At 33.7% G+C, this 13268-nt stretch carries 16 protein-coding genes; 11 read left to right on the top strand and 5 right to left on the bottom strand.

The annotated features are described in order from the left end of the window. Positions 1 to 8: 8 nt before the first annotated feature. Entirely contained in the window at positions 9 to 446 is a 438-nt protein-coding gene (locus tag WPG_RS07085) for a hypothetical protein (RefSeq protein WP_144374433.1), read from the bottom strand. Positions 447 to 543: 97 nt separating this feature from the next. Beyond that, on the bottom strand, positions 544 to 1197 hold the full coding sequence (locus WPG_RS07080; protein ID WP_084221540.1) for a metal-dependent transcriptional regulator: 654 nt from the start codon (positions 1195 to 1197) through the stop codon (positions 544 to 546). Between the two features lie 109 nt (positions 1198 to 1306). Between WPG_RS07080 and WPG_RS07075 the strand changes: the two genes are divergently transcribed. From WPG_RS07075 to WPG_RS07045, 7 genes are all read left to right on the top strand, one after another. After that, positions 1307 to 3655 carry a TonB-dependent receptor gene (locus WPG_RS07075; protein ID WP_231850266.1) on the top strand — a complete coding sequence of 783 codons (2349 nt, stop codon included), beginning with the start codon at positions 1307 to 1309 and terminating at the stop codon, positions 3653 to 3655. Positions 3656 to 3709: 54 nt separating this feature from the next. Beyond that, positions 3710 to 4621 carry a metal ABC transporter solute-binding protein, Zn/Mn family gene (locus WPG_RS07070; protein WP_045470850.1) on the top strand — a complete coding sequence of 304 codons (912 nt, stop codon included), beginning with the start codon at positions 3710 to 3712 and terminating at the stop codon, positions 4619 to 4621. A gap of 230 nt (positions 4622 to 4851) precedes the next feature. Continuing rightward, a complete protein-coding gene (locus WPG_RS07065) occupies positions 4852 to 5625 on the top strand; it encodes a metal ABC transporter ATP-binding protein (RefSeq protein ID WP_045475304.1) in 774 nt (257 codons plus the stop codon). Positions 5626 to 5629: 4 nt separating this feature from the next. Then, on the top strand, positions 5630 to 6022 hold the full coding sequence (locus tag WPG_RS07060; RefSeq protein ID WP_084221539.1) for a VOC family protein: 393 nt from the start codon (positions 5630 to 5632) through the stop codon (positions 6020 to 6022). 5 nt (positions 6023 to 6027) lie between these two features. Then, the gene (locus tag WPG_RS07055; RefSeq protein WP_084221538.1) at positions 6028 to 7155 is read left to right on the top strand and encodes a metal ABC transporter permease; all 1128 of its coding nucleotides are present in this window, start codon (positions 6028 to 6030) and stop codon (positions 7153 to 7155) included. Further along, positions 7148 to 8308 (top strand): metal ABC transporter permease, encoded by a 1161-nt coding sequence (locus WPG_RS07050; RefSeq protein ID WP_045470844.1) that lies wholly within the window; start codon positions 7148 to 7150, stop codon positions 8306 to 8308. The genes WPG_RS07055 and WPG_RS07050 overlap by 8 nt, the downstream gene beginning before the upstream one ends. 36 nt (positions 8309 to 8344) lie before the next feature. Beyond that, positions 8345 to 9010, top strand: coding sequence for a hypothetical protein (locus tag WPG_RS07045; protein WP_045470842.1), 666 nt, complete (start codon positions 8345 to 8347; stop codon positions 9008 to 9010). Positions 9011 to 9021: 11 nt separating this feature from the next. On the opposite strand, the gene WPG_RS07040 is transcribed toward WPG_RS07045, so the two are convergent. Both WPG_RS07040 and WPG_RS07035 read right to left on the bottom strand, forming a co-directional pair. After that, entirely contained in the window at positions 9022 to 9219 is a 198-nt protein-coding gene (locus WPG_RS07040) for a hypothetical protein (RefSeq protein ID WP_045470840.1), read from the bottom strand. Between the two features lie 5 nt (positions 9220 to 9224). Next, a complete protein-coding gene (locus WPG_RS07035) occupies positions 9225 to 10019 on the bottom strand; it encodes a TerB family tellurite resistance protein (RefSeq protein ID WP_045470837.1) in 795 nt (264 codons plus the stop codon). A gap of 179 nt (positions 10020 to 10198) precedes the next feature. Here WPG_RS07035 and WPG_RS07030 point away from each other — a divergent pair, with 179 nt between their 5' ends. From WPG_RS07030 to WPG_RS07015, 4 genes are all read left to right on the top strand, one after another. Beyond that, positions 10199 to 10609, top strand: a complete 411-nt coding sequence (locus tag WPG_RS07030; protein WP_045470835.1) for a BrxA/BrxB family bacilliredoxin — start codon at positions 10199 to 10201, stop codon at positions 10607 to 10609. 62 nt (positions 10610 to 10671) lie between these two features. Beyond that, the gene (locus WPG_RS07025) at positions 10672 to 11409 is read left to right on the top strand and encodes a lysophospholipid acyltransferase family protein (RefSeq protein ID WP_045470833.1); all 738 of its coding nucleotides are present in this window, start codon (positions 10672 to 10674) and stop codon (positions 11407 to 11409) included. Positions 11410 to 11428: 19 nt separating this feature from the next. Next, on the top strand, positions 11429 to 12409 hold the full coding sequence (locus tag WPG_RS07020) for an acyl-ACP desaturase (protein WP_045470831.1): 981 nt from the start codon (positions 11429 to 11431) through the stop codon (positions 12407 to 12409). 9 nt (positions 12410 to 12418) lie between these two features. Next, entirely contained in the window at positions 12419 to 13081 is a 663-nt protein-coding gene (locus WPG_RS07015; protein WP_045470829.1) for an HD domain-containing protein, read from the top strand. Position 13082: 1 nt separating this feature from the next. Here the strand turns inward: WPG_RS07015 and WPG_RS18190 are convergent, their stop codons facing one another. Beyond that, positions 13083 to 13256 (bottom strand): hypothetical protein, encoded by a 174-nt coding sequence (locus WPG_RS18190; RefSeq protein ID WP_171817163.1) that lies wholly within the window; start codon positions 13254 to 13256, stop codon positions 13083 to 13085. Between the last annotated feature and the right edge of the window lie 12 nt (positions 13257 to 13268).

Genomic DNA, 13268 nt, shown 5'->3' with positions numbered 1-13268 from the left:
AATTCTAATTACTCTAACCTTTTTGGTTGAAACACAACTTCTAATTGATAGTCTTTACTCTTAATATCATTTGTATCTTCTGGGTAAGGTGTTAATGCAAATCCATAAATTTTAAAGTCTTTAGCATCATAAGCCAAATTATTAGATTCCATAACATAGCCACTAGCATCAATCCTTATTTTTTTGTCCTCGATAAAATTTCCGTTTTTATAAATCGAAACTAATACATACGCTTCGCCATCTCTAACACACATTACTTTTTTAGGGCATCTAGAATCCGTAATTACTTTTTCAAATTTTATTTCATAATCATTAAAGTTTGCTTTTTCCTGTATACCGATCTGTGTAATTACACTCATTGAATCCTTAACAATCTGTACCTGTGCATTCAGCGAATAAAAAAATGAAGTAATGCATAAGAGCATCATAAATTGAATTGATTTCATAATACCATTTTTGTAACTATTATAGTTCTCAATATAATAGACTTTAAAAAAATATTAGTGTGACAAAATCTATAAAGCATTATAGATTATAAGAGATTTAAACTTTTTTTAAATACAAATTTTTAGCCACATTCTGAGAAACAACAATGTCTTTATCCTCTAATTCTATTTTTATAGAATTATCGTAAGGTTCTTTATGAATTACAGTAATAATAGTGCCAAGTGCAATATTATTGCTATCGAGATATTTTAAAAAATTAGTGGACGTATCATCTACACCAACACATTTATAGCGGTTTCCTATTTCGGCTTTCGCTAAAATTATTTTATCTATATGTTTAAAGTTTCCATTTTTATCTGGTATAGGATCACCATGAGGATCGTGTGTTGGAAACTCTAAAAGCGCATCGAGTTCATTAATCAATTTTTCTGATTTAATATGCTCTAAATGCTCAGCGACTTCATGTACCTCATCCCATGAGAAGTTCAACTTTTCTACTAAGAATACTTCCCAAAGCCGGTGTCTTCTAATAATTTTTACAGCATAATTTCGTCCACTTTCAGAAAGTGTGGCGCCTTGATAAGGTACATGTGTTAGCAGTTGCTTCTCGGCTAACTTTTTTACCATATCTGTTACTGACGAAGCCTTAGTATTCATCTCTTTTGCAAGTGCATTTGTAGAAACACCACTCTTAAATTCTTGCTCTAGATGATAAATGGCCTTTAAATAATTCTCTTCTGCTAAAGTCACGACATTACAATTTAAACAAAGATAAATTTTTTTATCTTAAAACATATTTTTAGATTTGTCTAATTTTTATATTCTACAAAACTAAAATCTATTTTTTTGCATGAATCATATGATGCTTTTATGTTTGTTTTTTTCAAGTACACTGCTGTTTGCTCAGAACACAAAAGTTAAAGTGTCTGGTCAAATTACCGTAAATGGTTTACCTATTCCTTATGCAAGTGTTACAGTAAAAAATAGTGCACAAGGTACTAATGCGGATGATCTGGGTAAGTATGTATTAAACCTATCTGAAGGTGAAATCATTTTAGAAGTAACATCAATAGGTTATCGCACACAGCAACAATCTATCAATCTTGTTTCAGGAACAAATATAACTGTCAATTTCACACTTATTGAAGACATTTTAGGCTTAGACCAAGTTGTTGTGAGTGCTACAAGAAATAGAATTAGTAAAAAACAAGCACCTGTTATTGTCAAAGTTTTAAGTCCTAAATTATTTAGCGCTACTCAAGCATCCTCATTAGCAGACGGGTTAAACTTCCAACCTGGTGTACGTGTAGAAACCAACTGTCAAAATTGTGGATTTACCCAAGTTCGTATGAATGGTTTAGAGGGACAATACACTCAAATTTTAGTTAATAGTCGTCCTGTATTCAGTGCATTAAATGGTGTCTATGGCTTAGAACAAATCCCTGTAAGTATTATAGATCGTGTGGAAGTAGTTCGCAGTGGTGGTTCAGCACTATTTGGATCAAATGCTATTGCCGGAACCATAAATGTTATTACAAAAGAACCTACTGACGATAGTTGGGAAGTCAGTTCTACTTTGGCTTTGATAGACGGAAAAACTGCAGATCGTAATGTTAATATAAATGGTTCTATCGTCAGTGATGATTTAACCAGTGGAATCACACTTTACGGTATATATAGAAATCGTGACGCGTTTGATGCCAATGGCGATGGCTACAGTGAAATAACCATATTAGAAAACAATTCTCTTGGAGCAAAGGCATTTTTAAGACCAAATGATAATAGTAGAATCGGACTAGACTTTACTGCAATTAGGGAATATAGACGTGGTGGTGATCAACTAGATCTAGCACCTCAATTTACCAATATCACTGAAGAGTTAGACCACAACACTATATTTTCAGGATTAGACTACGAATTATTTAATGATGCTCGCACCAATACATTGAGTACCTATACATCTTTACAATATACCAATAGAGACAGTTATTACGGAGGATTGGGTGGAGGAACATCACCCGAAGATATTGCTGCAGCCAATAATGCTTTTGGAAACACAAAAGACTTTGCCTTTGTTATAGGCACAAAGTTTAAACATGAATTTAAAAATAGAAATGTTATTACAACAGGAATAGAATTTCAGCGTAACAACACAGATGACACTATTCCTGGTTATAATCGCTTGGTTGATCAAAAAGTAAATAGTTTAGGCGTTTATGGGCAATATGAATGGAAACCAAATGACAAATTTACTGCGCTTCTAGGAGCACGTTTAGATCATATAAAAGTTGATGGATTTTACACGATTCAAGATATAGAGCGCACTTCAGACGTTTCAGAAACCATTTTGAGTCCAAGACTAACTTTATTATATAATATTACTGACAAACTTCAATTTAGAGGTGGTTATGCTAGAGGTTTTAGAGCACCACAGGCTTTTAATGAAGATTTACATATTTCTTCTGTGGGTGGAGAACAACGTTTTGTCATTCTATCTGAAAATCTAAAAAGTGAATTTTCAGATGCCTTTACTGCATCATTTGATTATTCAAAAGATTTTAATACAACGCAAACTAATCTTTTGGTTGAAGGCTTCTATACGTCATTAACTGATCCTTTTACAATTGTTAGTACAGGAGCATCTCTACCAAATGGTTCTATTTTAGAGGAATCTAGAAATGGTTCAGGTGCATACGTTGCTGGTGCCAATATTGAATTAAGTGTTTCACCTATTAGCTCATTGTTTTTTCAGGCTGGCGCTACATTTCAAAAATCAATTTATAAAGAAGATCAAGTGTTGTTTGAAGCTGATGGTTCAGTTCCAGATGAACAAAATGTTATCATAGATGAATTTGTAAGAACCCCAAATGTCTATGGGTTTTTAACGTCTAACTGGCAGATAAGTAAAGCGTTTAAATTAGACGTTACAGGAAATTATACAGGTACAATGGTAGTCCCTCATGTTGTAAGTGACTCTGGCTTTATAGATTTAGTGAATTCTGAATCTTTTTTTGATCTAACAACGAAGTTTACCTATGATTTTGATGTGAAAGAGAACTTTCATATTGAATTAAGTACAGGTGTACAGAACCTTTTTGACAGTTACCAAAGTGATTTTGATACTGGCGCAACAAGAGATTCAGACTATATTTATGGTCCCAACAGACCACGAACTCTGTTTATAGGTGTTAAGTTTGGTGACTTCTAAAGTCAGCTTTTTAAAAGTACTATTTTAGTACGTAGAATTTAAATTTTAAAATAAATGAGAAAAATCTTTTTCTTAATCTGCTTAGTTCAAAGTTTTACAAACTGTAAAAATGAACCTAAAGACGACGGAAAATTAAATATCGTCACTACTACGACCATGATTACTGATTTGGTTAAAAACATAGGTGGTGATGCTGTTAATGTACAAGGTGTAATGGGCTCTGGTGTAGATCCGCATTTGTATAAAGCTAGCGAAGGAGATGTTTCTAAACTGGTAGATGCAGATATCATTTTTTATAACGGTCTGCATTTAGAAGGAAAGCTTATTGAAGTTTTTGAAAAAATGGGAAGCGCAACTAAAACACCAATTGCTTTAGCTGACGAATTAGATAAAAGCACCTTAATTGGCTCAGATTATTTTGCCTCTAACTATGATCCACATGTTTGGTTTGATATTAGCTACTTTGGAATATTTGCAGAAAAGGTGGCAAAGGTATTGGCAGAACAGGACCCAAAAAATGCTGAAATCTATGCTAAAAATATGACCGCCTACTTATTGGAATTAAAGGCGCTAAATGATAACATAAATGCTAAAATTGCCGAACTCGCTCTTGAAAATCGAATCTTAGTTACAGCACATGATGCCTTTAACTATTTCGGTAAAGCATATAATTTTGAAGTTGTAGGCTTACAAGGCTTATCCACAGCAACAGAAGCTGGTGTTAAAGATGTACAAAAACTGTCTGCTTTTATTATAGAAAAACAGATTAAAGCTGTTTTTGTTGAAAGTTCAGTGCCAAAACGTACTATTGAAGCCTTACAGGCAGCCGTAAAATCTAAAGGTCATAATGTTGAAATTGGAGGTACGCTTTACTCAGATGCATTAGGAACTAAAGGGACCATCGAAGGTACTTATATTGGTATGTTTGAGTATAACGTAAACACAATTGTTGGTGCTTTGAAGTGATTAGTGAAATAATAAACCCAAAAGGACAGAAAACAGCAAAAGTGAATGTCCTAAATCAATTCAAAGAATTGAACATCAAAATTCAGAAATAATGAACGAAAGAACGAACATGTGAGGCAAAGCCTCAAGCACTAAGTTCTGAAAGTGAATGGTGCTTTAGCAATTTCCTAATTTTGATCGTGATTTTTTGGTTCGTTTTGTATCAAGACAAAATGAATAGAAATAAAATTATGAAAGAACAAGCTAGAAATAATAAGACCCCTACTTTAGCAGGAGTTATAGCAGTAAAAGTAGACGATTTAACTGTAGCTTATAACTACAAGCCTGTACTTTGGGATATCGATTTAGAAATTCCTGAAGGAGTGCTAATGGCTATTGTTGGACCAAACGGAGCAGGAAAATCCACACTTATAAAAGCTATTTTAGGCATTTTAGACCCAATTGCCGGAAGTGTTAGTATTTACGGAAAATCTTACGAAAAGCAACGAAAGTTGGTAGCTTACGTACCTCAAAAAGGAAGCGTCGATTGGGATTTTCCAACAACAGCTCTAGATGTTGTGAAAATGGGAACATACGGCAGTTTAGGCTGGATAAAACGACCAGGTCAAAAAGAGAAAAAAGCAGCGCTTGAAGCTTTAGAAAAAGTGGGAATGCTGCCTTTTAAAAACAGGCAAATTAGTCAACTATCTGGAGGGCAACAACAACGTATATTTTTGGCTAGAGCGTTAGTTCAAAATGCTTCTATTTATTTTATGGACGAGCCATTTCAAGGTGTAGATGCAATAACCGAAATTGCTATAATAAATATTCTAAAAGAACTCAGAAAAGAAGGTAAAACAGTTATTGTCGTTCATCACGATTTACAAACCGTTCCAGAATATTTTGATTGGGTTACATTTTTAAACGTAAAGAAAATTGCAACAGGACCTGTAAAGGATATCTTTAATGATGACAACCTAACAAAGACTTACGGCATTAATTATAAAGTAAGTATACAAGAGTAATATTATGAAATATGCCTATACCATACTATATGTCGAAGATGTTGAAAAGACAATTACATTTTATGCGAACGCTTTTGGTTTTCAAAAAAAGTTTTTAACTCCAGAAGCTGATTATGGCGAGCTAATTTCTGGGGAAACTACAATTACTTTTGCTTCATATGTATTAGGTAATTCTAATTTTAAACAAGGGTTCAAAAAAATAACATTGACTGAAAAACCAAATGGTATTGAAATGGCTTTTACCTCAGAAAATATCGAAGCAGACTTTAAAAAAGCAATAGACGCAGGTGCTGTTGAATATGAAAGTATTATTGAAAAACCTTGGGGGCAAAAAGTTGGCTACTTAAGAGATCTTAATGGTTTTCTTATTGAGATTTGTACACCAATTAAAAACTAAAAGCTATAGACTTCATTGAATACATAGAACTTGTCTTTACAGACTATACACTCAGAACCATAACACTTGGTACTGCTATTCTAGGTGCAGTATGCGGTATGTTGGGAAGTTTTGCTGTGCTCAGAAAGCAAAGCTTACTTGGTGATGCCATTTCACATGCTGCATTGCCAGGAATTGCTATTGCATTTTTAATCACTGGAGCTAAAGACAGCAATACATTGCTTCTTGGTGCTTTGGTAAGCGGTCTCATTGGAACCTTTTGGATACGAGGAATTGTGACTAAAACACATTTAAAGTCTGATACAGCATTAGGTTTAATCTTGTCTTTATTTTTTGGGTTCGGCATGTTACTGCTCACATTTATTCAAAAGCAACCCAATGCCAATCAAGCTGGTTTAGACAAATATTTATTTGGGCAAGCCGCAACTTTAGTTGAAAGTGATGTTTGGATGATGGCAATCGTCACAGGTATTTGCCTAATCGTTATGCTCACTTTCTGGAAAGAATTCAAAATTCTATTGTTCGATTCAGATTATACTAAAACACTTGGGCTCAATACCAAAACTATAGATATTTTAATAACCAGTTTTATTGTATTAGCCATCGTTCTTGGTTTACAAACTGTAGGTGTTGTTCTTATGAGTGCTATGCTTTTAGCACCTGCTGCTGCTGCACGACAATGGACTAATAGTTTAGCTGTAATGGTATTTTTAGCAGCAATTTTTGGAGCATTTTCTGGTGTTGTTGGTACAGCTATAAGTGCTAGTCAAAACAACTTATCAACTGGACCAGTGATAGTATTGGTCGCAGCCGTATTTGTAGTCTTTTCATTTATTTTTTCACCAAGTAGAGGTTTACTATTTAAGCAGATTCGATTTATAAAAAATCGTCGCGATTTAGAATTACATAAAACCTTGGCTTTTATGCATAATATAGCAGAAACGCATGAAGATATTTCGCATCCGCACGCTATTCGATTACTAAATAACTTTCAAGGATATACAAAGTCTTCGCTTCAAAAATTAGTGGATAAAGATTATGTTCAGATTAATGGCAATATGTGGAGTTTAACTGAAACTGGGTTTGATATAGCCGCTAATCTTTATAATAAACAAACAACTGAGGATGAGTAGTGCGCAATTAGAAATACAACTTATTGCTAGTTTAGTTGCTGTGGCTTGTGCGATTCCTGGTACATTTTTAGTGCTTCGAAAAATGGCAATGATAAGTGATGCCATAAGCCACTCTATCTTACCTGGTATCGTCATTGGTTTTTTTATTACTAACGATTTAAATTCACCGTTACTTATTCTTCTTGCTGCATTAACAGGTATAATTACAGTAATATTAGTTGAGTATATTCAAAAAACAGGATTGGTAAAAGAAGATACTGCCATAGGTTTGGTATTTCCTGCATTATTTAGTATTGGAGTTATTATGATTGCTAAAAACGCTAATGATGTACATTTAGATGTCGATGCTGTATTGCTTGGCGAATTAGCTTTTGCTCCATTTGATAGATTAGTAATTGGTGGAACAGATGTTGGTCCTAAATCATTCTGGATTGTGGGTACCATTCTCCTGATTACAGTAACCTTATTATTTACATTTTTTAAAGAATTAAAAGTGAGCACTTTTGATAAAGGTTTGGCTGCATCTCTTGGGTTTTCACCAGCGATTATGCATTATGGACTAATGTCAGTGTCTTCAGTTACTACAGTTGGAGCGTTCGATGCTGTAGGTGCTATACTTGTTGTCGCTTTAATGATTGCTCCTGCTGCTGCTGCCTATTTATTGACCAAAGATTTAAAAAAGATGCTCGGCTTAGCTATTGGGTTTGGAACTTTTAGTGCCATTTTTGGGTATTGGGTTGCGCATTGGTTAGATGCTTCAATAGCTGGTTCTATAACTACAGTACTTGGATTAGTTTTTCTAATGGTCTACTTATTTGCTCCGACAAAAGGCATAATAGCAGTACTTTATAGAGAAAGACAACAACGTACTGAAGTATCCTTACTCACCTTTTTATTACACTTAAAAAATCATGATGAAGAATCTGAGCGCCATGTAAAACATCTTAACGAACATATCAATTGGCAAAAAGTGCGTTCTAAAAGCGTCTTAGATTTAGCTCAAAAAAATAATATGATTCTGATTGAAAATAACATTGTATCTCTTACCCAAAAAGGTGATGAATTCACTTCAAAAGCCATTGATTATATCATCACTAACGAAGACACACAAATTGAAGATATGAAAGATGATTTCTTTTTGTTTAGAGGTTAATTTAACTTATATTTATCAATTAAAAAACTAACCATTATGAAAAAGTCAATATATCTTTTAATTTGTTTTATCTCTATACTAGCATTTCAAAGCTGTTCAAGCGTAAAAGTTTTAGATTCATGGAAAAGTGAAGAGGTTTCTGATGTAAAGAGCAGGAACTTTTTAGTTGTTGCACGTTCAGAAAACAAGCAAGCTCGTTTAACTTTTGAGAACGAAATTGTTAAACAAATGCAATCTAAAGGATATAGTGCTACTGCGAGTTATTCAAAGTTTGGTGATATGAAGCCTAACGAAAAACCCTCTGAAAGTAATAAAGGAAAAATCAAAAAATTATTAGAAGCTGAAGGCTTTGATGGTGTTGTTCTAACTGTAATGAAAGATTATCAAGAAGAAACAAGATTAGAGAGAAACGGTGGTTATTATGAAGGCGGAAACTATTATGGGTATTATCCGAGATACTATGGTGGTTTTTATACTTATTACAGACACCCAATGTCAATGACAACACTTGGAAATTATGTTCCTGAAACCATAACTGAAAGAACATCTAAAGTCTATATTTTAGAAACTACAGTTTATGATTTAAAGGCTGAAGATGACAAACAATTAGTAGCTATAGTTACTAGTAAAATAGACAATCCTGAAAGTGCAAGTGAGGCCGCTTCTGCTTATGTCAAAAAAGTAGCTGCGAGTTTGAATTAGTACTTAGAAATTTATTTATTATTAAATAAATTTCCAGGTGTATCATTTTTCAAACTATCATCAACCATCTCAATATCTTGCTTTTTAAACGTGCTTGAATGTTCTAAAATTCCTAGGCTAGAATCTGGATTTTCTTTAGAATTTATGGTTAGCTTTATAATAACAAAAGCTAGAGCGAATACGATAATTATTCCTATAAGCCAATACATAAATACTATTTAAACCCTCTTTCATTCTGAATATGCTCATAGGCTTCTTGTACTTGCCTAAACTTCTCTTCCGCTCCTTCTTGGTGCTCCTTACCCAAATGTCCTACACGATCTGGATGGTATTTCTTTGCCATTTTTCGATAAGCACGTTTCACTTCTTCATCAGAAACTGATTTGTTAACTTCTAATATTTTATAAGCATTATTCGTCATGTCATAAAACATGGCTTTAATACTTTCAAAATCTTTACTGCTAATTCCTAAATAACCAGACATAGTATAAATCTGTTTTATCTCTACTTCAGCAACATGGCCATCTGCTTTAGCTATACCAAATAAAAAATGCAGTAATTGTAAACGTGAAGCGTGATCCATCATTTTCTTAATCTGTAAACAAACCTGACGCATCGATATGTTTTGCTTACTAATACGCTTAAACAACTCAAAAGCATGGTTAGCACGTTGTTTACCATACATATTTGTAAACTGCTGACGTACAAAATCTAATTCGCGTTGGTCTTGTTTACCATCAGCTTTGATAATTATAGAAGCCAAAATCAGTAAACTCACCTCAAAATCACCCGATTGTGTTCGTGGTCTTTGATCCTTTCTTGTTTGTTTTGGGCGTTGGCGATATGGATTACGTTGTCGTGATCTTCTCGTTTGTTGCTCTCCTAATAATGGTGTTCCGTTACCAGATATATTATCTACAAAACTTCCCAATGCTAAACCAATTATAGCGCCAATTGGTCCTCCAAAAGACCAACCGATAGCGCCTCCTATCCACTTTGCAAAACTCATGCGTTATCTTATTATGTGTTGAAATTCAAATATACTATTTGTTAGTAGATAAATTTGGATTTTTGTTACTATTGAAAATCAGAATAGTTGCATTTAAACTGCTTACTGAATACTAATTACTACACACTTTTTTAACTTATCTTTGCCATTCAAATTAGATTAACAAAAAAAATATAAATATGTATCCAGCAGAATTAGTAAAACCAATGCGTGAGGATTTAACAAACGTTGGTTTTGAAGAATTACATACAACAGAAGCTGTCGATAATGCATTAGCAAAAGAAGGAACAACTTTAGTGGTTGTAAATTCTGTCTGTGGTTGTGCAGCTGCAAATGCTAGGCCAGGAGCTCGTATGAGTTTGCAAAACGCCAAAAGACCAACTAATCTTGTCACTGTTTTTGCAGGTGTAGATAGAGAAGCTACAGATAAAGCAAGAGAATATATGATTCCTTTTCCTCCAAGCTCACCTTGTATGGCATTATTTAAAGAAGGAGAATTAGTACATATGTTAGAGCGTCACCATATTGAAGGTCGTCCTGCAGAACTAATTTCTGAGAATCTTATGGATGCTTACAATGAGCATTGCTAGAAATCTTTGAAATATTAAAAATTTAAACCACGATTTTCATCGTGGTTTTTTAATTTTATGCCATGCAAAAAATATTAGCTTACCCTCTAACAGTCCTTTATTTTATTTGCTTTGGTCTAACTTTATGTGTTTTTCATCCAATACAATGGTTTTGCTTTAATATTTTTGGTTATGATGCTCATAAAAAAAGCGTAGATGCTTTACAGTTTTCGCTAATGCGTTGTCTTAATGTTTTAGGGACACGATTTACATTTAAAAACCCTCATAATATTGATAAGGCTAGACCTTTAATTATAGTTTCTAATCATCAAAGTATGTACGACATTTCACCAATTATGTGGTATTTACGTAAGCACCATGTAAAGTTTGTTGCTAAAAAAGAGTTAGGCAAAGGTATTCCTAGTGTATCTTATAACTTAAGACATGGAGGTTCTATTTTAATTGATCGTAAAAACCCACGTCAAGCTTTACCAGCCATGATGAAATTTGGTGAATATATTGAAGAACACAACCGAGCAGCTGTAATTTTCCCTGAAGGTACCCGAAGTAAGGATGGCAACCCAAGACCTTTTAAGACTAAAGGTCTCGAAATCTTAATAAAGAAAGCACCATCTGCATTAGTCGTTCCAATAACAGTTAATAATTCATGGAAAATGCTACGTTATGGTAAATTTCCTATGGGAATTGGAAATCATATTAAATTTAAGGTACATAAGCCTATAGAATTGGCTAACTTTACCGATAAGACCGAATTAATTCTTCAGGTAGAAAAAACTATTGTTGAATCCATTCAAAACTAACTAACAAAATACCATCAACATGTCTTTGAAAAATGTAAGATTAGAGGTAATGCAACATCTTGAAAAAGATGTAGAATCTCTTATTCAAAAATACTTAATTCCCGTTGAGGATATCTGGCAACCTACAGATTTCTTACCAGATTCAACTAAAGATACATTTTACGAGGAAGTAAGGGAAATAAGAGAATTATCTAAAGAATTACCTTATGACTTTTGGGTAGTATTGGTTGGTGATATGATTACAGAAGAAGCTTTACCTAGCTATGAATCTTGGCTTATGGATGTTGAAGGTATTGATCAAGTAGGACGCAATGGTTGGTCTAAATGGGTTAGTCAATGGACAGGTGAAGAGAACCGCCATGGAGATGTGCTTAATAAATACTTATATCTCTCAGGACGTGTTAACATGAAAGAAGTGGAAAAAACCACACAGTACTTAATCAATGATGGTTTTGACATTGGTACAGATAGAGATCCATACAAAAACTTCGTCTACACTAGTTTTCAAGAATTAGCAACTTATATTTCTCATAATCGCGTTGCAAAAATTGCCAAGCAGAAAGGAAACAAGCAGCTAGCTAAGATGTGCAGAATTATTTCGGGAGATGAAATGCGTCATCACCATGCTTATTCAGAGTTTGTTGAACGTATTTTTGCTGTGGACCCAAGTCAGATGATGATGGCCTTCCATGATATGATGAAACGAAAAATTGCAATGCCAGCGCATTTTTTAAGAGAGTCTGGAAATAAGATTGGTACAGCATTCGAAGAATTTTCTAACACTGCACAACGTATAGGCGTTTATACTTCTAACGACTATGTAGATATTTTACAAAAGCTAATTAACAGATGGGAAATAGGAAACATAACTGGTTTAAATGAGGAGGCTGAAAAAGCTAGAGACTATTTAATGAAGTTACCACCAAGGATGTATCGTTTATCTGAACGCATGAAAATTCCTGAAAATTCGTTTCAATTTAAATGGGTAGATCCTGCTTAAATCTTTACCATGAAAATTCCTGAATCTCAAATCATAGAGGCAACAATTAATTTCGTAAAAAACGAACTCAAAAATGCCGAAGGAGGGCATGATTGGTTTCATATTGAACGTGTGTATAAAAATACATTATTAATCGCAAAACACGAACCTGTTGATATTACAGTAGTTTCTTTAGCTGCTCTTTTACATGATATTGCTGATTCTAAATTTCATAATGGTGACGAAACTATTGGCCCAAGAGTTGCTAGCGAATTTCTTTTAAAACATAATGTTGATAGCGAAATTATAGAGCATGTTACTCAGATTATCGAGAATATGTCTTTTAAAAATTCATTTGATTTAAATCCATCATTTAGTTCGAAAGAAATGGAGGTCGTGCAAGATGCCGATCGCCTAGATGCTATAGGAGCCATTGGTATAGCACGTTGTTTTAATTATGGTGGGTTTAAAGATAGACCTCTTTTTAATCCTGAAATTGCTCCAAATCTCAAAATGACTAAAGCTGAGTATAAAGCAGCTAATGCACCAACCATCAATCACTTCTATGAGAAACTATTACTTCTAAAAGATAAAATGAATACTATAACCGGACGAAGAATTGCTTCAGATAGACATAAATATATGGAAGGCTTTTTGAAACAGTTTTATGCTGAGTGGGAAGGTAAAAAATAGATTAGTTTTCTTTTGCTACTTCTAAAGCCGTTAATTTATATTCTATCACAGCCATTTCTTCACCATAACTAATAATTTCATCTGCAGTTAAATTAGCTCTCGAATTAACAGCTTTCAAAATTTCTTCTCCTTTTGTTGTATAATAATTGATTGCGATATTTATTTTATCGTCCATAAATTGAAAGTC

The organism is Winogradskyella sp. PG-2, assembly GCF_000828715.1.
Classification (GTDB): Bacteria; Bacteroidota; Bacteroidia; order Flavobacteriales; family Flavobacteriaceae; genus Winogradskyella.
The sequence above is the reverse complement of the archived record's forward strand: the minus strand, read 5'-3'. Positions and strand labels throughout refer to the sequence as shown.